At 64.1% G+C, this 19,198-nt stretch carries 18 protein-coding genes; 13 read left to right on the top strand and 5 right to left on the bottom strand.

What is annotated here, in order from left to right; genetic code table 11:
• Positions 1-151: 151 nt before the first annotated feature.
• Entirely contained in the window at positions 152-1,297 is a 1,146-nt protein-coding gene (locus J1M87_RS17520) for an NADH:flavin oxidoreductase (RefSeq protein ID WP_206490786.1), read from the bottom strand.
• Positions 1,298-1,361: 64 nt separating this feature from the next.
• Between J1M87_RS17520 and J1M87_RS17515 the strand changes: the two genes are divergently transcribed.
• The 4 genes from J1M87_RS17515 (at position 1,362) to J1M87_RS17500 (ending at position 5,321) form a co-directional block, all read left to right on the top strand.
• Positions 1,362-2,183 (top strand): sulfurtransferase, encoded by an 822-nt coding sequence (locus tag J1M87_RS17515; RefSeq protein WP_206490785.1) that lies wholly within the window; start codon positions 1,362-1,364, stop codon positions 2,181-2,183.
• Positions 2,184-2,255: 72 nt separating this feature from the next.
• Positions 2,256-3,083 carry an SDR family oxidoreductase gene (locus J1M87_RS17510; RefSeq protein WP_206490784.1) on the top strand — a complete coding sequence of 276 codons (828 nt, stop codon included), beginning with the start codon at positions 2,256-2,258 and terminating at the stop codon, positions 3,081-3,083.
• A 64-nt stretch (positions 3,084-3,147) separates the two neighbouring features.
• Positions 3,148-4,293, top strand: a complete 1,146-nt coding sequence (locus tag J1M87_RS17505) for an acyl-CoA dehydrogenase family protein (RefSeq protein WP_241257171.1) — start codon at positions 3,148-3,150, stop codon at positions 4,291-4,293.
• 44 nt (positions 4,294-4,337) lie between these two features.
• Positions 4,338-5,321 (top strand): ABC transporter substrate-binding protein, encoded by a 984-nt coding sequence (locus tag J1M87_RS17500; protein ID WP_206490782.1) that lies wholly within the window; start codon positions 4,338-4,340, stop codon positions 5,319-5,321.
• A gap of 26 nt (positions 5,322-5,347) precedes the next feature.
• Here J1M87_RS17500 and J1M87_RS28715 read toward each other — a convergent pair whose 3' ends face one another.
• Both J1M87_RS28715 and J1M87_RS17490 read right to left on the bottom strand, forming a co-directional pair.
• Positions 5,348-6,376: a TIGR03086 family metal-binding protein gene (locus J1M87_RS28715; RefSeq protein WP_241257115.1), complete on the bottom strand. Its 1,029-nt coding sequence runs from the start codon at positions 6,374-6,376 to the stop codon at positions 5,348-5,350.
• Positions 6,373-6,732: a helix-turn-helix transcriptional regulator gene (locus J1M87_RS17490; protein ID WP_206490781.1), complete on the bottom strand. Its 360-nt coding sequence runs from the start codon at positions 6,730-6,732 to the stop codon at positions 6,373-6,375. The genes J1M87_RS28715 and J1M87_RS17490 overlap by 4 nt, the downstream gene beginning before the upstream one ends.
• A gap of 49 nt (positions 6,733-6,781) precedes the next feature.
• On the opposite strand from J1M87_RS17490, the gene J1M87_RS17485 reads away from it, so the two are divergent.
• From J1M87_RS17485 to J1M87_RS17460, 6 genes are all read left to right on the top strand, one after another.
• Positions 6,782-7,474, top strand: a complete 693-nt coding sequence (locus J1M87_RS17485; RefSeq protein WP_206490780.1) for a hypothetical protein — start codon at positions 6,782-6,784, stop codon at positions 7,472-7,474.
• Between the two features lie 40 nt (positions 7,475-7,514).
• A complete protein-coding gene (locus tag J1M87_RS17480) occupies positions 7,515-8,114 on the top strand; it encodes a DJ-1/PfpI family protein (RefSeq protein ID WP_206490779.1) in 600 nt (199 codons plus the stop codon).
• Positions 8,111-8,575 (top strand): MarR family winged helix-turn-helix transcriptional regulator, encoded by a 465-nt coding sequence (locus J1M87_RS17475; protein ID WP_206490778.1) that lies wholly within the window; start codon positions 8,111-8,113, stop codon positions 8,573-8,575. The genes J1M87_RS17480 and J1M87_RS17475 overlap by 4 nt, the downstream gene beginning before the upstream one ends.
• Positions 8,576-8,582: 7 nt before the next feature.
• Complete coding sequence (locus J1M87_RS17470; protein WP_206490777.1) at positions 8,583-9,887, top strand: hypothetical protein; 1,305 nt, start codon at positions 8,583-8,585, stop codon at positions 9,885-9,887.
• Positions 9,888-10,037: 150 nt separating this feature from the next.
• Positions 10,038-11,042, top strand: coding sequence for an aldo/keto reductase family protein (locus J1M87_RS17465; RefSeq protein WP_206490776.1), 1,005 nt, complete (start codon positions 10,038-10,040; stop codon positions 11,040-11,042).
• A 45-nt stretch (positions 11,043-11,087) separates the two neighbouring features.
• Positions 11,088-12,560, top strand: coding sequence for a carboxylesterase/lipase family protein (locus tag J1M87_RS17460; RefSeq protein WP_206490775.1), 1,473 nt, complete (start codon positions 11,088-11,090; stop codon positions 12,558-12,560).
• 216 nt (positions 12,561-12,776) lie between these two features.
• On the opposite strand, the gene J1M87_RS17455 is transcribed toward J1M87_RS17460, so the two are convergent.
• Entirely contained in the window at positions 12,777-14,618 is a 1,842-nt protein-coding gene (locus J1M87_RS17455) for an NAD(P)/FAD-dependent oxidoreductase (protein ID WP_206490774.1), read from the bottom strand.
• Positions 14,619-14,710: 92 nt separating this feature from the next.
• Complete coding sequence (locus J1M87_RS17450; protein ID WP_206490773.1) at positions 14,711-15,826, bottom strand: hypothetical protein; 1,116 nt, start codon at positions 15,824-15,826, stop codon at positions 14,711-14,713.
• Between the two features lie 179 nt (positions 15,827-16,005).
• Between J1M87_RS17450 and J1M87_RS17445 the strand changes: the two genes are divergently transcribed.
• From J1M87_RS17445 to J1M87_RS17435, 3 genes are read left to right on the top strand one after another with little or no spacing between them, the layout of a single operon-like run.
• The gene (locus J1M87_RS17445; protein ID WP_206490772.1) at positions 16,006-17,061 is read left to right on the top strand and encodes a 2,3-butanediol dehydrogenase; all 1,056 of its coding nucleotides are present in this window, start codon (positions 16,006-16,008) and stop codon (positions 17,059-17,061) included.
• A complete protein-coding gene (locus J1M87_RS17440; protein ID WP_206490771.1) occupies positions 17,061-17,828 on the top strand; it encodes an acetoin reductase in 768 nt (255 codons plus the stop codon). The genes J1M87_RS17445 and J1M87_RS17440 overlap by 1 nt, the downstream gene beginning before the upstream one ends.
• A gap of 59 nt (positions 17,829-17,887) precedes the next feature.
• On the top strand, positions 17,888-19,189 hold the full coding sequence (locus tag J1M87_RS17435) for a GAF domain-containing protein (RefSeq protein ID WP_206490770.1): 1,302 nt from the start codon (positions 17,888-17,890) through the stop codon (positions 19,187-19,189).
• Positions 19,190-19,198: the final 9 nt, after the last annotated feature.

Here is a 19,198-nt window from a genome sequence, read left to right as displayed (position 1 = left end):
ACCCCGACGATCCGGCATCATCGCCTACCCCCACCCACCCGACAACGAACAGTCCGACACAGACGACACAACGACACCACCGTTCTAGAACGTGCTGCCATGCGTTCTAGAAGGTGCTGCCATGCGGACTCGACTCACCAACCAACCTCGATCAGACCAGCTGCTGAATGTGATCGCGGGTGAATTCGATGCGCTCGTCGACGCGGCCGTCGCCGACCTTGTTCACCCACTCCGGATCTGCCAGCAACGCACGCCCGACAGCCACGAGATCGAACTCCTGGTCCTCGAATTGACGTACCAGCGCATCCAATTCGGTCACACCAGATGCGGCGTCCTCCGACCAGGCAGATGTGAACACCGAATCGAGACCGACCGATCCGACGGTGATCGTCGGTACTCCGGTGAGCTTGCGGGTCCAACCTGCCAGACCGAGCTCGCCGTCCCGTCCGGCGAGTTCGGGGAATGCGGGATCCCAGTGGCGACGAGTCGAGGCATGCAGTACATCCACTCCGGCGTCGACGAGGGGAGTGAGTACCCGTCCCAGTTCTTCGGGGTTCTGCGCGATCCGGGCGTCGAAATGATTGCTCTTCCATTGCGAGAATCGGTAGACGATCGCGAAGTCCTCGCCGACAGCCGCGCGAATCGCGGCAATGACCTGCGCGGGAAATCGGGTCCGTGCTTCGAGTGAGCCGCCGAACTCGTCATTGCGCACATTTGTTGTAGCCCAGAGGAACTCATCCAGAAGGTACCCGTGCGCACCGTGCAGCTCGAGTCCGTCGAATCCGGTGTCTCGCGCGTTGACCGCGGCCTGCACCCACTGTGAGGTCAGTTCGTCGAGATCGTCGTCGGTGAAGGCTCGACCGACCGAGGATCCGTCGAGTGCGATACCGGACGGGCTGACGGTGGTGACGTCGGGGAACAAACGTGGTTCGGTGCCGCGCTCGACGCCGAGGTGCCACAGTTGCGGGATGATCGCTCCGCCCTCGGCGTGCACCGCGTCGACCACGGACCTCCATCCGGTGAGGCTCTCGTCGCCGTAGATCCGTGGAACGCGGGTGTGAGGCCCGGCCGCCGGATCGGGAATGTATGTGCCCTCGGTGATGATCAGGCCGGTGCCGCCTGCGGCGCGCTTGCGGTAGTACTCGGCGACATCCGGGCCGGGAATGCCGTCCGGTGAGAATGCCCGCGTCATCGGCGCCATCGCGAAGCGGTTTCGCAGCCTCAGCGACTTGACCTCGAACGGCTCGAACAGCCCGGCAGTGGACAGATGCTGTGTTGTGGATGCAGTTTCGGTCATGCCTGCGCAAACCTGGCACGACACCGAGCTATTCCCACTGCAGGGCTGTTAGCGTCGGAGCCTTATGAACCCCTCGCCGCTGATCTCCGCCACCGAACTGCACGATCTCTTCGAGATGGGACGGGCCCCGGTCGTCCTCGATATCCGGTTCACGCTGCAGACCGGCAGCGACAGATCAGGGTACGAGGCAGGTCATATTCCGACCGCGCAGTTCATCGACCTCGACGCCGATCTGGCAGCGCCGCCCGATCATCGTGGCCGCCACCCGCTGCCCGACGTGGAGACGTTCGTTGCCGCGATGCGAGGTGCCGGGGTGAACAACGACTCCCCGGTCGTGGTCTACGACGGAGGTCCAGCCACCGCCGCAGCCCGCGCATGGTGGCTGCTGCGCTATCACGGTCACCCCGACGTGCGCGTGCTCGACGGTGGATTGGCTCGGTGGGTCGCCGAGGGATACGCCACCGGAACGGAGCCGTCGATCGTTGCCGCCGGATCGTTCACAGCCCGGTCGCCCCTTGCCCGAGTCCTCGATGTCGACGATGTGCTCGACTTCGCACGAGAGAACATCCTGCTCGATGCGCGCGCTCCCGAACGATTCCGTGGAGAAGTCGAGCCGGTGGACCCGGTGGCAGGACACATCCCTGGTGCGGTCAATCGGCCGACCACCGAGAACGTCGATTCGGATGGACGTTTTCTGTCCCCCGAAGTACTCAATGGCACATTTGGTGGACTGGTGCCGGAGGGGAAAGACGTCGCCGTCTACTGCGGGTCCGGTGTGACCGCCGCACATCAGATCCTCGCGCTCGAACTCGCCGGTATCGATGCTGCGTTGTATCCGGGCTCTTGGTCCGGGTGGATCACGGATCCGACGCGTCCGCGAGCCTGACGCAAGCCCTCTGAGCAGCAGTGATATGCATGGAGGGTTGAACTTGAATCTGACTTCAACTATACCTTGGGCATGAAGGTTGAAGGCAGAGTCGCCATCGTCACCGGAGGTGGAGGCGGAATCGGCGGGGCCATCGCCGCCCGCCTCTCCGAGAACGGCGCTCGCGTCGTCGTGTCCGACCTGGACGAGAACACCGCTGCATCGGTGGTCGACGCCATCGAACGCAACCGGCCGAACACGGCCGTCGCGGCCGCAGCCGATGCGTCGAGCATCGAGGATATCGAGCGCCTGATTGCGCTGGCCGAGGATTCGTTCGGCCCCGTCGATCTCTACTTCGCCAACGCCGGCATCAGTGGCGCACCCGGGCTCGATGCCTCGGAGAAGGACTGGGACCTGTCGTTCGACGTCAACGTCCGCGCGCACATCCGCGCCGCGCAGCTGTTGGTTCCGGGGTGGCTCGAACGCGGTGAGGGCTACTTCGTCAGCACCGCCTCGGCAGCAGGACTGCTCACCCAGATCGGTTCTGCGACCTATGCGACGACCAAGCATGCCGCCGTCGGATTCGCCGAGTGGCTCAACGTCACCTACGGCAACCGGGGCATTCGCGTCAGCTGCTTGTGCCCGATGGGTGTCAACACCAAACTGCTCTACGAGGGTCGTGAATCCGGAGATGCATTGGGAGCAGCCGCAACTGCTGCGGTGCTCAGTGCCGGTGCCGTGCTCGAGCCCCTCGACGTCGCCGATGTGGTGCTCGATGCGATGGACCGCGAGCAGTTTCTGATTTTGCCGCACGAGAACGTGCTGGACATGTACCGCAACAAGGGTGCCGATTACGACCGGTGGTTACGCGGCATGCGTCGCTACCAGGACAGCTTGTTCGACAACCGACAGGGGAACTGAAGTCGTGACATTTTTCGAGACCAGCGAGCGCGCAAAGAAGTACGAGTCGGATCTGTTGGAGTTCATGGACTCTCACATCTACCCGGCCGAAGCGGTCTACGAGCAGCAGATGCTCGAATCAGGAGATCCGCACTTTCATCCTCCCATCCTCGAGGAACTGAAGAAGGAAGCGCGGTCACGGGGACTGTGGAACCTCTTCCACCCCCACCCCGAGTGGGGCCCAGGTTTGACCAACCTCGAGTACGCACCGCTCGCCGAGATCATGGGCCGCAGCCTGCTCGCCCCAGAGGCCTGCAACTGCAACGCGCCGGACACCGGGAACATGGAAGTGTTCACACTGTTCGGCACCGACGAGCACAAAGAAAAGTACCTGAAGCCTTTGCTGGACGGCACCATTCGCAGTGCCTTCGCGATGACCGAACCGGCCGTGGCCAGTTCCGATGCCACCAACATCGCAATGAAGATGGACCGCGACGGCGACGACTTCATTCTCAACGGGCGAAAGTGGTTTGCCTCCAATGCGATGCACAAGAACTGCAAGGTTCTCATCGTCATGGGCAAGACCGACCCCGAGGCTGCGACTCACCGCCAACAGTCGATGCTCGTCGTGCCTATCGATGCCCCCGGAGTGACCGTCGTACGCAACTTGCCGGTGTTCGGTTACGTGGACAGAGAGGGCCACGCCGAGATCCTCTTCGAAGACGTGCGGGTGCCCTCGAAGGACATTCTCAAAGGCGAGGGCGAGGGTTTCGCCATCAGCCAGGCACGACTGGGGCCGGGCCGAATCCATCACGCGATGCGCACCATCGGAGTCGCCGAACGTGCACTGGAGCTGTTGTGCACCAGGGCCACTCAGCGAGTGACGTTCGGCAAACCGGTCAGTGAGAACGCCAACATCCAGGACTGGATCGCCGAGGCGCGAATCGACATCGAGATGACCCGCCTGCTGACCCTCAAGGCTGCGTATCTGATGGACACCGTCGGAAACAAGCAGGCCCGCATCGAGATCGCATCGATCAAGGTTGCCGCACCGGCCATGGCGCTCACGATCATCGACCGCGCCATCCAGGTGCACGGCGGCGGCGGTGTCAGCAACGACTTCCCGCTCGCGATGATGTACGCACACGTTCGGACGCTCCGCCTGGCCGACGGACCCGACGAGGTTCACAAGCGCTCCATCGCGCATATGGAGTTGGGCAAGTATCGGTGAACACAGGCCACCAATAAAGGTGAGCCTGTGCTAACTTATTGCGGATGAAACGGACATTTCTTGGGTGTTTTTTCGGCCTGACGGCAGCGGTGGCGCTGGTCGCGTGCAGTAGCGGGACCGCTGCCGACGCGGTCTCCGATTCCCGAACTGTCACCGTCGACACCATCGCCGGACCGGTCGAAGTGACCGGCACGCCAACCCGGATCGTCGCGTTCGGTCAGCAGTGGGTCGACGCGCTGCTCGAATTCGACGTCCAACCGGTCGGATACGTCTCGGCCGGATCGAATGGAAACGAGCGCGGTCTCTACCCCTGGCAGACCGAGGTATCGGATGACTCCGTCGCACTCGACGCCGCCGCCGTCGACCAGGCGGGTGGGATCGTTCCGACCGAGGAGATCGCAGCATTGCAGCCCGACCTGATCCTGGTGTCGGGGATAGCGTCGATCGATCCCTATCGACAACTCGGCGACATCGCACCGACGGTCTTCCCGAAGGCGGAGAAGGTCGAGACCTGGGAATCTCAGATCGAGACCCTCGGCCTCGTCTTGGACCGCGAGGACGATGCGCAGCGGATCATCGACGAGGGGCATGCGGTCACCGATGGCATCGCGCAGGACTACCCGGGTCTTCGCGGTAAGACCGCGGTGCTCTCGCAGTTCGTCTTCAGCACACAGAAGTTGGCAGTTGTCGCGGACCCGAAAGATGGTGCAGCGCAGGTCTTCGGCAGTATCGGTCTGAGCGTGCCCGAGAATCTGGTGAATTCACCCGATATCTCCCACGGCCGTATCGTGCTCAGTCCCGAGCGTCTGGACGTGCTGACGGCCGACCTCGTGGTGATGCTGCCCAACGGCGGCACCCGCGAGGATCTGGAGAAGCTGCCCGGGTTCACGATGCTGCCGGCGGCCACCGGCGGGGGACTGGCTGTCGTGGACTATGCAACGGTCGTCGGGATCAATCTGCCGTCGAAAGCATCGGTCGAGTTCTCGCTGAACACGATACGGCCGCAGCTCGAGGCGGTGGCCGGCTAGGCGCGAACAGGTGGATCGAGCCGGGGTCAGCTCTGTGGTGACCACGCCGGGTCTCGTCCGATGAAGGCCACGAACCTCTCCTGTGCGGAGGCGTCGTCGGACACGGGGACGGCGGGCCCGTACTGCCCGCTCTCTCGCAGCATCTGCTCCATCGGTGCCATCGCCTCGAGGGCCGCCGTGCAACGGTCCCGGCCCAGATCGACTGTGCGGCCGAGAGCTTTGGCCAAGTCCCAGGAGTGCATCCAGATATCCGCGGTGTAGAACCTGTCGATAGCGAGTTCGACGGGCATATCGCCCGTATGCGGATTGCTCAGTACTCGGCCGTCGGGGCGATCGAGGATCGCTTGGATGTCGCAGACGTGTTGTTTCCATGCGGCGGCGGGGTCTGCATCGACGTCGAGAGTCTCGAATTCGATTCCCGCCCCACCGGAGAGAAAGCCCCGGGACCATTCGACGAGGTGCGCGACGACATCCCGTGCGGCCCAGCCGGGTACCGGGCTCGGCCGCAACCAGTCGTCGGAGGTGGCGGACTCGACCAACGCGGTGAACGTGGCGGCGTCGCGCGCATGCTGCCCAGCTGGCCCGGTGAACAGTGCGTCGAGTTTCTCGTAGCCCTCGCGGACTCCGATGTCCATACCACTCGAGAGCATGGCGTCGCGGGTGGCGAAATCGGAGACCACACTCAACACCCTCAATCGGGTACCCCCGCCGTCGCGTCCGGTGAACGAGAGTGTTTCGAGTGCAACGGAATCCGGTTGGCCTTCGTAGGTGAAAGTCCATACGATTCTCTTGTTCGCTCGAACCTCGTGGAAGCTACCGTAGAACGAGGCGATCTCCTCGCCGTCCCGGTCGTTGGCGAATGCCCACGATCCTCCGGTCTGTGCCTCCCACTTGAGGATTCGTGTGGTCAACGACCGCGGCCCTACCCACTGCCGATACAGCTCTGCATCGACGTGTGCCCGAAATACCTGCTCCGGTGCAGCGTCGAATTCTCGAATGATCTCGATGGTGGGCACGCTCTCGTCGGCAATGATCGTGGTTTCGTGCGCGGTCATGACACTTCCTTCGTGTGTGGGGTCTCGGTGTCTGCGATGCTCTCGAGTAGGGCGTCGAGGCGGCGATAGCGTTGTTCTGCTTCCTGGCGATAGCGTTCGATCCACTTGGCCATCAGTCCGAACACCTCCGCGTCCAGGTGCACCGGACGGCGTTGGGCGTCTCTGCTGCGGGTGACCAGACCGGCCTCCTCGAGTACCTTGACGTGCTTGGATACGGCTTGAAGGCTCATGTCGTACGGCTCTGCAAGTTCGCTGACGTTCGCGTCCGCGCCGGCGAGTCTGGCAACGATGTCGCGGCGGGTGGGGTCGGCCAGGGCCGCGAATGTCCTGTTGAGCTGCTCGGTTGCCTCGTCCATGGGTTCCTCGCTTGTTTCGGTAGAGGTGAGCGTAAGCCTCGCTCCGGCCATGGTCAACCACTTGGTTGAGTACAGTCGATGGCTTATTCTTCTGCCCATGGGTGCGGGCGAAGACATGGTGGAGGATCTTCTCTCTCGAAATCCGGGGCATCCGCTGCGGGTCGCGATCGACGGAGTGACGGCGTCGGGGAAGACGAGTTGTGCGCGTTGGCTGGCGAGTGCCGTTGAAGCGCAGGGTCGTTCGGTGACGCATGTGACCATGGATGGCTTTCATCACCGGCGCGTCCATCGATATCGGCAGGGTCGGACCTCGGCGCTCGGCTACTATCGAGACGCGTACGACTTCGATGCGCTGCTGACGAACCTGCTGATTCCGCTGGGGCCCAACGGAAGTCGTGTCATTCGCCGCCGGATCATCGATCTGGCCACTGATCGGCCGGTGGAGGACGCCCCGGAAATGTTGCCCGCAGATACGGTGGTCGTCGTGGACGGAACCTTCCTGCATCGCCCGCCGCTGCCTGATTACTGGGACTACTCCGTCTTCGTCGACACTCCCATGGATATCGCGCGCGCCCGCGGCATGGTCAGGGATGCGGACGCGCTCGGCGGCGTCGAGGCGGCAGGTAGGGCTTTCGACGAGCGATATCACGCGGCGTGCCGCATCTATCTGGACGAGGTGGATCCGCGTGCTCGAGCGACGCGCGTGCTGCCGTCTATTGACAGCTTGCTGTCACAAGAGTGATGATTGACAGCATCCTGTCAATTGAAGTGAGGTTTGTGCGATGACCACTGTTGCGCTGTACGCCACCGACACCATGGCCGACTGGGAGTATGGATATCTCATTGCCGGACTCGCGATGGCCCGCGAGCAAGTCCCGGATGCGAACCGATTGATCGTTGTGTCGGAAGCGGGTTCGGCCGTCACGACGATGGGCGGTCTGCGAATCACACCCGACTGCGCACTGGCCGATCTTCCCGCCGTCGATGCGTTGATTCTGCCGGGCGCGCAGACATGGAATACCGGCCACGACGCGGTCCTCGGTCTGGCCGCGGATGCCATCGCGGCAGGAACTGCGGTTGCGGCAATCTGCGGAGCCACCTACGGACTCGCTCGAGTCGGCCTGCTCGATGATCGGCCGCACACCTCGAATGCGGCCGAGTTCCTCACGCAGGCAGCGAGTTACCGCGGCGCGCAGCACTACCGAGCGGAGAAAGCGGTATCCGATGGCACCGTCATCACCGCTGGTGCCACGGCGCCGATCGAATTCGCCAAACTGGTGTTCGAGCGGCTGAACGTGTTTCCGCAACCGGTCATCGACGCCTGGCACGGCCTCTACACGACAGGGGAACAAAAGTACTACGACCAACTGTCGGGCCAATGAAACAACGCACTCCGGAAGGTGATGCGCTGACCGCTCTGGTGTTGCCTGTCTTCGAGCTCAACGGCGAATTCCTCGCAGCGGCGCATGACATCACCGAGCCGACGGGTCTGACACCGGCATGGTGGCAGGTACTGGGAGCTACCCTCGACGAGCCCCTGTCCGTCGCCGATATTGCGCGACGCGTCGGGCTGGGTCTGGCCAGGCAGAGTGTGCAACGCACCGCAAATCTGTTGGTCGACAAGGGCTGGGCGGTCTACGTCGACAACCCACATCACAAGCGATCCAAGCTCCTCGAACCCACACCGAAGGGGCGCGAGACCGTCGCCTCCCTGCGGGACGCGCAATACGCATGGTCCGATGCCGTGGGGACGTCGGTGGGCGAGAGCGAATTGCGTTCATTTGCAGCGACCTTGGCGAAGATTCTGGAGGCATCGCGAAACTTTCGCACCGGCAGTGCATAATTCGGTCATGATTGCGCTCGCGGTTCTGCTCTCGGGCTTCGTGTCCGGTCTGCTACTTGCACAATCGAGCGGTATCGACCTCGCCGGCGGCGGGTCGATCGGTGGGCTGCTGCTCTCCAGCGGCGGTGGGGTACTTGCGATCGCAGTGATCGCCGCGACCTTGCTTGCATTGTTCGTGCGAGGGAGAACGGCACTCGCAGCCGTCTCGATCGCCGCAGTCGTGGCCGGAGGGATGTCAGCTGTGCTCGTGCCCGCCGGCGTCTTCGAGTACATCGCGGTGATCTCCGGGGGTGTCTTGCTGGGCGGTAGTGCAGCGGTGGCTCGCCACTCACGCAGCAGCGAGTCGAAAAGTGTTGGGCTGCAGCGTGCTCTGATCGCGTCCTTCCTCGCCGGACTGTTGACCGCGGGTGCCGTCGTGGCGCTCGAAAGCGACACCCCACGCCGCTATCAGGACTATCTCCTCGAATCGGAGCGCACCACACCGATCGTGATTCCCGTGCTGGCGCTGCTGACGGCCATCGCACTGGCCGTGGCACTGGGACGTGCGACCGCGGACACCGGGGCCGAGACGGGGACAGGCCACTCGAGTCACGCGGTACCGGGCGTTCATGTGGGCCGAATTGTCCTGGCCGCCGTACTGATTTCAGGATGCGGACTGCTGATTCACTGGCTGTTCCTGCAGCAGCTGTACGACGGAGGATCCGACCTCGCCGGGCACTTCTACCTGGGTGTGCTCGCGATCCCGATATGTGTTGCTGCAGCGGCGCTACTGCCCGGTCTCGGCGGAACGATGGTGCTCGCCGGCCTCGCTGTGCTCGCCGCCTCCTCCACCGTTCCCGCGGTCGCCGTCGATGTCTCGGCCAGTCCGATCTGGGTGTCAGGTGTGATTGTTGCCACGGCTGCGTCGGTTGCGGCCGGTGCCGCGCTCGCCCTGCGCTGGAAGCATCCGGTGGCAGGCTGTTCGGTGCTGGCACTCGTCTGCGCGACGGCCTTGTTCGATCGTCCGCCGCTGGACAATGTGAACTACGTGGCAGGCCTGGTCGCCTTTCCAGCGGCCGCGGTGTACCTCTACCTCTCGTGCACTCCTGCCGAGCCCTCGTCGTCGACCATCGGTCTCACTGTGCCGGTGGCGATCACAGTGCCGATGGTGCTCACCTACGGCTGGACCGCGTACACCCCTCTGACCTCGATCGATACCAGCGCGTTCTCGCCGGGTGTCGATCTGTGGATCTCGACCGGCGTGGCGTTCGCAGCAGTGGTCATTGCAGGGATCGGGATCGAAGCGCTCCACCGGCGTCGACGCCCACTGTGACGGCGGACGACGGGTAGGACGCGCTCCGACCCGCCGCAGATCGGGCCCGGTGGCAACCCGTTTCGACGAATCGGCACATGGCGTCGCGATGCGTGATCGACGAGGAGACGCAGCGGTGCACCGGACGGTGATGGGAGTACCGTTTTTTTCATGGCCTACAGATACCTGGGAAACAGCGGACTGAAAATTTCGGAGATCACGTACGGAAACTGGCTCACGCACGGATCGCAGGTGGAGAACGACATCGCCACCGAATGTGTGCGTGCGGCCCTCGATGCAGGCATCACCACGTTCGACACCGCGGATGTCTACGCCAACGGGGCAGCCGAGTGCGTCCTCGGCGACGCATTGAAGGGAGAGCGTCGAGAATCGCTCGAGATCTTCACCAAGGTCTACTTCCCCGTCGGACCCAAGGGCCCGAACGACACCGGACTCTCCCGCAAGCACATCCTCGAAGGTATCGACGCCTCGCTGCGTCGGCTCGGCACCGACTACGTCGACCTCTACCAGGCGCACCGCTACGACGTCGAGACTCCGCTCGAAGAGACCATTGCCGCATTCGGTGACGTGGTCCGTCAGGGCAAAGCCCTGTACATCGGAGTGTCGGAATGGACGGCCGATCAACTGCGTCGCGGGCAGGAACTGGCCCGTCAGGACGGCTTCTCCATCATCTCGAACCAGCCGCAGTACTCGGCGCTGTGGCGCGTCATCGAGGACCAGGTGATTCCGACGTCCAAGGACCTGGGCATCTCACAGATCGTCTGGTCGCCCATTGCCCAGGGCGTGCTCACCGGGAAGTACCTCCCCGGTCAACCCTTGCCCGACGGCTCGCGGGCCAAGGACGACAAGGGCGGCGACAAGATGATCGCGCGCTACCTCGACGACACGACGCTCACCCGCGTGCAGCAACTGAAGCCCATCGCCGACGATCTGGGAATCACCATGGCGCAGTTGGCCGTTGCATGGGTCCTCGCCAACGACAACATCGCCGCCGCACTGGTCGGGGCCTCCCGCCCCGAGCAGATCGCCGAGAACATCAAGGCTTCCGAGGTGACCCTCGAAGCCGACGTGCTCGCCAAGATCGACGATGCCCTCGGTGATTCGGTCGAGCGCGACCCGGGCAAGACCGGTTCGCCGGAAGCGCGACTGGTCTGATCGCCTGAGGGCGCCGGTCCGATCCGAGCAGAGTAGAAATGAGATATGGACACGATCACCGTCGATACTCCTCAAGGCCGGGTGCGCGGTCGGACCGACGCAGGGGTCACTGCGTTTCTCGGCGTGCCGTACGCCGAGGCCCCGTTCGGGCCCCGTCGATTTCAAGCCCCCTCGCCTCCGCCGACCTGGGACGGTGAGCGCGACGCCCTCGAACTCGGGGCCACCGTCCCCAAGGTCGGCTACCGGCCGCCGACCAGTGAGATCCTCAGCGAGCCCGTGGTGCCCGGTGAAGACTGTCTGAACGTCAACGTCTTCACCCCTGATGTCGCCGGGTCGGCACCGGTGTTCGTCTGGATCCACGGCGGCGCATTCGTCAACGGCAGCAACGCCATCCCCACCTACGACGGCACCGCCTTCGCCCGAGACGGCGTGGTGGCCGTGGTCGTCAACTACCGACTGGGAGTCGACGGTTTCGCGCTGATCGACGGTGCCCCGGCGAACCGGGGGATACTCGATCAAGTCGCGGCTCTGGAGTGGGTGCGTGACCACATCGCGGCCTACGGCGGCGACCCTGCTCGCGTCACCATAGCGGGGGAGTCGGCCGGGGCGATGAGCGTCGGGACTCTGATGTCTATGCCGCGAGCGGAGGGGCTCTTCCGACGAGCGATTCTGCAGAGCGGTGCCGGGCACCACGTCATCACCGCCGAGACCGCTGGAAAGGTCTCCGCGGCATTGGCGTCCTCGCTCGGCGTCGAGGCGACGGTCGAAGGCCTGGGCTCGGTGCCGGTGGACACCCTGGTCGACGCGCAACGCGATCTGTCCGATCGCATCGCGGCGGAGGCTCCGACCGGAGCATGGGGGGAGGTTGCCGTGAACATGATGGCGTTCGAGCCCTGTATCGACGGCGATGTCGTTGCAGAACTGCCGTATTCGCGTATCAGCGAGGGCGCGAGCGCACAGGTGGATGTGCTGATCGGAACCACCAGTGAGGAGCATGCGTTCTTCATCGTTCCGGCGGGTCTGATGCCGCACATCACCGAGGACTACGTGAAGGCGATCCTGGCCGGGTACCGGGCCGATCCGTCGGTGCTGGACCGGTACCGCGAGCAGTTTCCCGATGCCTCGGCGGGCGAGCTGATGATAGCCGTCATGACCGACTGGTTCTTCCGCATCCCGGCCACACGTCTGGTCGAAGCCCGCTCGGGCAACGCCTATGTCTACGAATTCACTTGGCGCTCTTCGCTGTTCGATGGCGCTCTCGGAGCCTGCCATGCGCTGGAGATCCCGTTCGTGTTCGACATGCTGCACAAGCCCGAGACCGAGCGCATCACGGGCCCGAACCCACCGCAACAGGTGGCCGACCAGATGCACCGCGCCTGGGTCGAATTCGTGCGTGACGGCTCTCCCGGCTGGGAACGGTACGGGACGGAGCGCGCGGTGATGATGTTCGGCAACCAACCCGGCGTCGCCCTCGATCCGAGACCGGCAACCCGCGCGGTGTGGGACGGGGTGCGCTGAGAGGGGCGCACCCCAGCCCTCCGGCCCCGACTAAAGCACCACTGGGCCGAGCAAGGACAGGACCAGCACGACGAGACCGCCACCGATTCGAGACGAAATCGACAGGAAGGGCAGCAGTTCCAGGTACAACCGCACGATAGCCCGGTGACGGACGAAAAAGCCGCCAACCAGGTGCACGGAAGTTCGTAGCAGACCACGAACTTCCGTGCACCTGCGTCACCGAAGGTGATGCACTTCCTGCAGCCCGTACACCGGAGTGTCGATGCCCTCGTAGCGCGCTTTGATCTGCAGCGCGAGATACAGCGAATAGTGCCGTGACTGGTGCAGATTGCCGCCGTGGAACCAGAAGTTCTCCTGCTGCGTTGGCTTCCACATATTGCGCTGCTCGCCCTCCCAGGGGCCGGGATCCTTGGTGGTGTCCGAGCCGAGGCCCCAGCACTTGCCGACCTTGTCCGCGGTCTCCTGATCGATCAGATCGGCGACCCAGCCGTTCATCGAGCCGTAGCCGGTGGCGTAGACGATGAGATCGGCAGGCAGTTCGGTGCCGTCCTCCAGCACGACACCGGTCTTGCTGATGCGATCCACCTGCCCGGCAACGAGTTTGATCTTGCCGTCCGCAACCAGTTCGGATGCGCCGACATCGATGTAGTAGCCCGAGCCGCGACGCAGGTACTTCATGAACAGCCCGGAGCCGTCGTCGCCGAAGTCGAGTTGGAAGCCGGCCTTCTCCAGCCGATCGTAGAAGTCCTTGTCCTGCTCCGCGATCTGCTGATACACCGGAATCTGGAACTCGTGCATGATCCGGTAGGGCAGCGAAGCGAACGTCAGATCGGCCTTGTTCGTCGTCATCCCGGATTCGACGGCCCGCTCGGAGTACAGGTCACCGAGCGCGATCTCGCACAGCGAATCGGACTTGACGATATGCGTCGAGGAGCGCTGCAGCATCGTCACATCGACGCCCGTCTCGTAGAGCGCCTTGCAGATGTCGTGCGCGGAGTTGTTGGAACCGACCACCACGACGCGCTTGCCGACATAGGCGTCGGGACCGGGATGTTCGCTGGAATGGTGCTGCTCACCCTCGAATTCGTCCATGCCGGGGAAATTCGGAACGTTCTTCTTGCCCGACATACCGGTGGCCATCACCAACTGCTTGGGCCGCAGGATCACTTCCTCGCCGTCCCGGTCGACGACGACGGTCCACTCCTTCGCCGTCTCGTCGTAGGTGGCGGATTTCGCGGTGGTCTTGGACCAGTACGGAACTTCCATCACCTTGGTGTACATCTCGAGCCAGTCGCCGATCTTGTCCTTCGGCGCGAACACCGGCCAGTTCGGCGGGAACGGCAGATACGGAAGGTGGTCGTACCAGACCGGGTCGTGCAGGCACAGCGACTTGTAGCGTCCGCGCCACTGGTCGCCGGGACGTTCGGCACGGTCAACGACGATCGCCGGCACACCCAGCTGGCGGAACCGAGCGCCGAGAGCGATGCCGCCCTGACCGCCGCCGACGACGAGAGCGTACGGCTGCACGCTGTAGCCGAGTTCCTTCTCCTCGATCTCCTTCTTCTCCGCCCAGTTCTGGGTATCGGCGTTCGAGCCGTGCACCGCGCCCTTGATACGCGACCTGCCCTGACGCTCCTCGTACCCCTTGAGCTCCTGCATAGTGGTCAGCAGCGTCCACGCGATATCGTCGCCGGTATCGGCGTCGACGGTCAGGCGCAGATGCCCCCTGCCCCGGCTGGTCGCGGTTTCGAACTCGATCCATGCCGAGATGACGCCGTCCGACTCGTCGGGGGTCTCGGTGGTGTGAAAGCCCGTCGGATCGGTGTCGTCGAGTCGTTCGGCGAGCATGTCGGCGACGCCTTCGCGGCCCTCGACGGTTTTGATGTTCCACGTGAACGTGACCAGGTCGCGCCAGAAGCTGCTGACGGCGAACATGCAGGCAACGCGGGAAATATCGCGGGCGACCAGCGCTTCCTCGAATTTCGCCAACCAGGCGTCGACACGTTCCTGTGGGGTGTGCGTGCGAGTGATCGAGGCAGGCTCGATGGTCTGGGTCATGAAAACTCCTCGTGACGAAAGTGTGCGCGTTGTGTGACCCAGCACACTCCGATTGTGTGATGGGGTCGAGAGTTGCAGTGGGTTGCAGCGGGTCAGGCCGGTGCAAGTTTCCTCAGTCCGAGCGACTGAAAGCCGACGACGTAGACGAGCGTCCACAGCACCAACCAATCGATGAAGCCCAGCGCGTTGCCGGAGATGCCGGCGGCGACGACGGGCTCGTGCAGGACGTGCTCCGCGACGAGGAAGTAGTACGCGAGGAACGTGCCGATGGCCAGCGCGAAGGTCACGAGCGCGCGTGCCGGTGCGGGGAAGCGATTGCCGAAACCGTTGGCCCAGAAAATCATCCAGAAAGCCCAGCAGACGCCGATCTGAGCGGGGAACTGACCGATCGCGCTACCGAGTTCGGCGCTGGCGTCGGAGCCGACGAGCAGCCTCGCCAACGGGACCATCGCGAAGTAGATGGCGGTTCCGACAGCGGCGTTGCCGACAGTCGCGGCCAGAGCCGTCCGGCCGCCCCCGCCTGCCAACTTCCACGGCCAGTTGTCGAGAGTCTGGCCGGTGAGGATCACCGAGACCACGATCGAGTAGAACCAGCCGAGCGCAGTGTCCACGGACATCAGTGGGTCGGTGGCCGACAGTGAGACCGACGGCAGCCCGAACACGAAATACAGCGCCAGCGTCGGTACGGCGACGAAGGCGATCTCGCACAGACCGATCAGCGGTTGCTTCATCGGCAGGATCGACCACGGCCAGTGCTGCCAGTTCAGGACGACCATCACCCAGGTGCCGAATCCGAACAGCACGAACAGGGCCCCGGCGAAGTATCCGAGTCCACCGTCTCGGGAGCCGGAAAAATCTGGATACAGCGCCCCGATGCCGCTGCCGAGTATCCAGGTGACGGCGACGGCGAAGACGGCCGTCGAGGCCAGGATGGCGATCCCGCGCATCGGTTGCTTCAGCGAATCGAATCCGGCGAATTCGCAATCGAATCCGATGAACACGATGAACAGGATCGCCCAGAAGAGCGCAGCGTTGAACGGCAGCGGATAGAAGTTCCACGGGCTGGTGGTGGGATCTGCCAGTAGGTACCAGGTGGCAAGTGAGACGACCACCACGGCTACGAGGTTCGCAAGGCCGAATACGATCCAGTTGCCTTGAGGCGTAGTGACGTTCGGATTCTTCAAGGGGCGGTCTGCGGTTGCGGTCATGGGTGCTCGTTTCGGTGTGGGCGAAGGTGACGCCGTCACTATGAGCTGAATCACACCAGGCCGTCAGGGTTGCGGGAGGTTGCACATGTGCCGACGCAGTGCAACGCGCTGCAACCCTGGCGGTTGTGCTCCGGGTCACATAAACCTGTACGCATCCAATCAGTCAGGAGTGAAAACCGATGCGCGCAGCTGTGTACTACGGCCCCAACAAGGTGGAGATCACCGACGTACCCGAGCCGAATCCGGGTGAAGGGCAGGTCAAGGTCAAAATCGGGTTCAACGGAATCTGCGGAACCGACCTGCACGAGTACTACGCCGGCCCCATCTTCATCCCCACCTCGCCGCATCCGCTGACCGAGCAGGAGATGCCGCTTGTGCTGGGCCACGAGTTCTCGGGGACGATCACCGAACTCGGGAAAGGCGTCACCGGCATCGAAGTGGGTGACCGGGTCGCCATCGAACCGATCTACCGCTGTGGGCACTGCGGGCCGTGCCGCGCCGGCAACTACAACATCTGCGCACAGATCGGCTTCCACGGACTGATGTCCGACGGCGGAATGGCCGAATACACCGTGGTCCCCACCGACATGATCCACCCCTTGCCCGATAACGTCTCGCTCGAACTCGGCGCTCTTGTGGAACCGATGTCGGTCGCCTATCACGCAGCAACGCTGGGAGATCCGAAGCCCGAGGACACCGCGATGGTGTTCGGAGCAGGCCCCATCGGCATCGGCCTGTGGTTCGCACTGCGCGGCAAAGGACTGGACAACGTCTACGTCGTCGAGCCGTCACCGACGCGTCGAGCATCGATCGAAGCTCTCGGCGCGAAGACCCTGGATCCGACGGCCATCGACATCCCGGCCCACATGGCCGATCTCACCGACGGCAACGGTGCCGACGCCATCTACGACGCGGCAGGCGTGCAACCGGCCGTCGAGGCCGCACTCGGATGCATCGGCGCGCGCAAGCCACTGGTCAGCGTCGCGATCTACGAAAAGCCCTTGACCACACCGCTGCAGAAGCTGGTGATGAACGAGTCGCGAATCCAGGGATCGCTGTGCTACACCTCGGCCGACTACGAAGCCGTCATCGATCTGATGAGCAAGGGCCACTACGACACGACCGGATGGGTGGACAAGATCACGCTCGACGGCGTCATCGACGACGGGTTCGAGGCTCTGCACGCCGGTACGAAGATGAAAGTCCTGGTCGACCCGTCCACCGGAGTGGCGTGATGGGCGCGGTGTTGGTGACCGGTGCCGGTCAGGGAATCGGGCGTGCCATCGCGTTGCGGTTGGCTACGGACGGGCACGACATCGCCCTGGCCGACCTGAACGAGGACAAGATCGCCGGCGTGGCGGACGAGGTGCGTCGAACAGGCTCGAAGGCAACGACATTCGTGGCCGACGTCAGTGATCGCGATCAGGTGTTCGCGGCCGTCGACCACGCGCACAGTGCCCTCGGCGGGTTCGACGTCATCGTCAACAATGCGGGAATTGCGCAGGTCGCCCCGATCGACGATGTTCGTCCGGAGGACACGAAGAAGATATGGGCGGTCAACGTCGACGGTGTGCTGTGGGGAATCCAAGCTGCCGCAGCGAAATTCAGGGCACTCGGACGCAAGGGCAAGATCATCAACGCCTCATCGATCGCCGGTCACGACGGGTTCGCGATGCTGGGTGTCTACAGCGCGACGAAATTCGCCGTCCGGGCGCTCACCCAGGCCGCCGCCAAGGAGTACGCCGCCGAGTCGATCACCGTCAACGCGTACTGCCCAGGTGTGGTCGGAACCGACATGTGGGTCTCGATCGACAAACGATTCGCGGAGCTGACCGGTGCTGCGGAGGGTGAGACGTACGACAAGTTCGTCGGTGGCATCGCGCTGGGGCGCGCGCAGACACCCGAGGACGTCGCGGCGTTCGTCTCGTATCTCGCCGGACCGGACTCGGACTACATGACTGGTCAGGCACCGTTGATCGACGGTGGCCTGGTCTATCGCTGAGCTGCTGCGATCCCACCCCCTGTCGTATCACTGTGTGAGTTGGAGCACAATTGAATGTGATGACGCAGTCGACAGGCCCCGAACCTGCGCTGGCGGCCGGTGAAGACCCGCGCCGCTACGCGCAGATTCTCACGGCCGTGTACGACGCGACCATGAACGGCGGCAAGTCCCCGGCACGTCCCCGCGAGGTCATCGGTGACTCGTGGCGGCGGCTGCAGACGTTGGGCATCGACCCCGAGCTCGGCAATCCGGCCGAGAAACAGATGGACGCCTGCGACCTCGAGCTCAGCCGCCGAGAATCGGGACTGTTCGACATCCTGGACGATCTGGCCCGCGGATTGGAATCGGTGGTGCAGGACGGCGACAACATTCTCGTCGTCGCCGATCGACACGGTCGGGTGCTGTGGCGCAGCGGATCGACCGCCGTACTCGACCGGGCCGACGGCCTCGGCTTCGTGGAAGGCGCGAACTGGGCCGAGGACTCGGTGGGCACCAACGCCATCGGCACAGCGCTGGTCTCGCGGCGGGCGGTGCAGATCTTCTCGGCCGAACACTACGTACGTAGCCATCATGCGTGGACCTGCGCCGGGGCACCGATTCGTGACCCACGAACCGGCCAGGTACTCGGGGCCATCGACGTCAGCGGACCGGCCAAAACGGTGCACCCCACCACCATCGCCCTGGTCGACGCAGTCGCCCGGTTGGCCGAATCCCAGCTGCGCGAACTCCATCGAAGCACCCTGGACCGGCTGCGTTCGGTGGCCGCACCGATGCTCGCGCGGCTGCAGACTCCGGCACTGGCGGTCGATGCCAACGGCTGGGTCGCGGCCGTCGAGTCCGTGGCCCTGCGCAATCGCATCCTGTTGCCCGAGGACCTTGCGAGAGGGCGCTTCTGGTTACCCACCCTCGGGGTGTGCGATTTCGAACCGCTGCCCGGTGGATGGCTCGTCCGCCCCACCGGCCCGCCGGATTCGGACGTCGCAGATGTGGGTTCGACCAGAATTCGCATCGACCTGAGAAACTCGCAGAAGCCGCGCATCGAAGTGCGTAGCGAGGTGGGGGAGTGGACCCACGAGCCGACGCCACGGCACGCCGAGATCATGTACCTGCTCGCCACCCGGCGTCAGGGCAGTACCGCCGCGCAGATGGCTGCCGATCTGTTCGGCGACGACGGACGCGCCATCACGGTGCGGGCCGAGATGTCGCGGCTGCGTAAACACCTCGCGGGCATCATCTCCACCCAGCCGTACCGACTGGACGAGTCGGCGACGGTCGAGCTACTGACGCCCTCGGACTCGAACCGGTTGCTGCCGCATTCGTCGGCACCGGCAATCCGCGCAGCACGAGGTGCGCTCGCGTAGCGCAGAATC

This window comes from Rhodococcus sp. KRD162 (genome assembly GCF_017168335.1).
Lineage (GTDB): Bacteria > Actinomycetota > Actinomycetes > Mycobacteriales > Mycobacteriaceae > Rhodococcoides.
Note: the sequence above shows the minus strand (reverse complement) of the source record. Positions and strands in the feature narration are given on the sequence as shown.

What these genes read in the sequence shown, in the direction of transcription:
- J1M87_RS17485 (WP_206490780.1), top strand. Translation starts at nt 6,782, where the DNA reads ATGGTCAACCACTTGGTTGAGTACAGTCGATGGCTTATTCTTCTGCCC.
- J1M87_RS28715 (WP_241257115.1), bottom strand. Translation starts at nt 6,376, where the DNA reads ATGACCGCGCACGAAACCACGATCATTGCCGACGAGAGCGTGCCCACC.
- J1M87_RS17465 (WP_206490776.1), top strand. Translation starts at nt 10,038, where the DNA reads ATGGCCTACAGATACCTGGGAAACAGCGGACTGAAAATTTCGGAGATC.
- J1M87_RS17520 (WP_206490786.1), bottom strand. Translation starts at nt 1,297, where the DNA reads ATGACCGAAACTGCATCCACAACACAGCATCTGTCCACTGCCGGGCTG.
- J1M87_RS17435 (WP_206490770.1), top strand. Translation starts at nt 17,888, where the DNA reads ATGACGCAGTCGACAGGCCCCGAACCTGCGCTGGCGGCCGGTGAAGAC.
- J1M87_RS17455 (WP_206490774.1), bottom strand. Translation starts at nt 14,618, where the DNA reads ATGACCCAGACCATCGAGCCTGCCTCGATCACTCGCACGCACACCCCA.
- J1M87_RS17470 (WP_206490777.1), top strand. Translation starts at nt 8,583, where the DNA reads ATGATTGCGCTCGCGGTTCTGCTCTCGGGCTTCGTGTCCGGTCTGCTA.
- J1M87_RS17510 (WP_206490784.1), top strand. Translation starts at nt 2,256, where the DNA reads ATGAAGGTTGAAGGCAGAGTCGCCATCGTCACCGGAGGTGGAGGCGGA.
- J1M87_RS17460 (WP_206490775.1), top strand. Translation starts at nt 11,088, where the DNA reads ATGGACACGATCACCGTCGATACTCCTCAAGGCCGGGTGCGCGGTCGG.
- J1M87_RS17440 (WP_206490771.1), top strand. Translation starts at nt 17,061, where the DNA reads ATGGGCGCGGTGTTGGTGACCGGTGCCGGTCAGGGAATCGGGCGTGCC.
- J1M87_RS17515 (WP_206490785.1), top strand. Translation starts at nt 1,362, where the DNA reads ATGAACCCCTCGCCGCTGATCTCCGCCACCGAACTGCACGATCTCTTC.
- J1M87_RS17450 (WP_206490773.1), bottom strand. Translation starts at nt 15,826, where the DNA reads ATGACCGCAACCGCAGACCGCCCCTTGAAGAATCCGAACGTCACTACG.
- J1M87_RS17480 (WP_206490779.1), top strand. Translation starts at nt 7,515, where the DNA reads ATGACCACTGTTGCGCTGTACGCCACCGACACCATGGCCGACTGGGAG.
- J1M87_RS17505 (WP_241257171.1), top strand. Translation starts at nt 3,148, where the DNA reads ATGGACTCTCACATCTACCCGGCCGAAGCGGTCTACGAGCAGCAGATG.
- J1M87_RS17475 (WP_206490778.1), top strand. Translation starts at nt 8,111, where the DNA reads ATGAAACAACGCACTCCGGAAGGTGATGCGCTGACCGCTCTGGTGTTG.
- J1M87_RS17490 (WP_206490781.1), bottom strand. Translation starts at nt 6,732, where the DNA reads ATGGACGAGGCAACCGAGCAGCTCAACAGGACATTCGCGGCCCTGGCC.
- J1M87_RS17500 (WP_206490782.1), top strand. Translation starts at nt 4,338, where the DNA reads ATGAAACGGACATTTCTTGGGTGTTTTTTCGGCCTGACGGCAGCGGTG.
- J1M87_RS17445 (WP_206490772.1), top strand. Translation starts at nt 16,006, where the DNA reads ATGCGCGCAGCTGTGTACTACGGCCCCAACAAGGTGGAGATCACCGAC.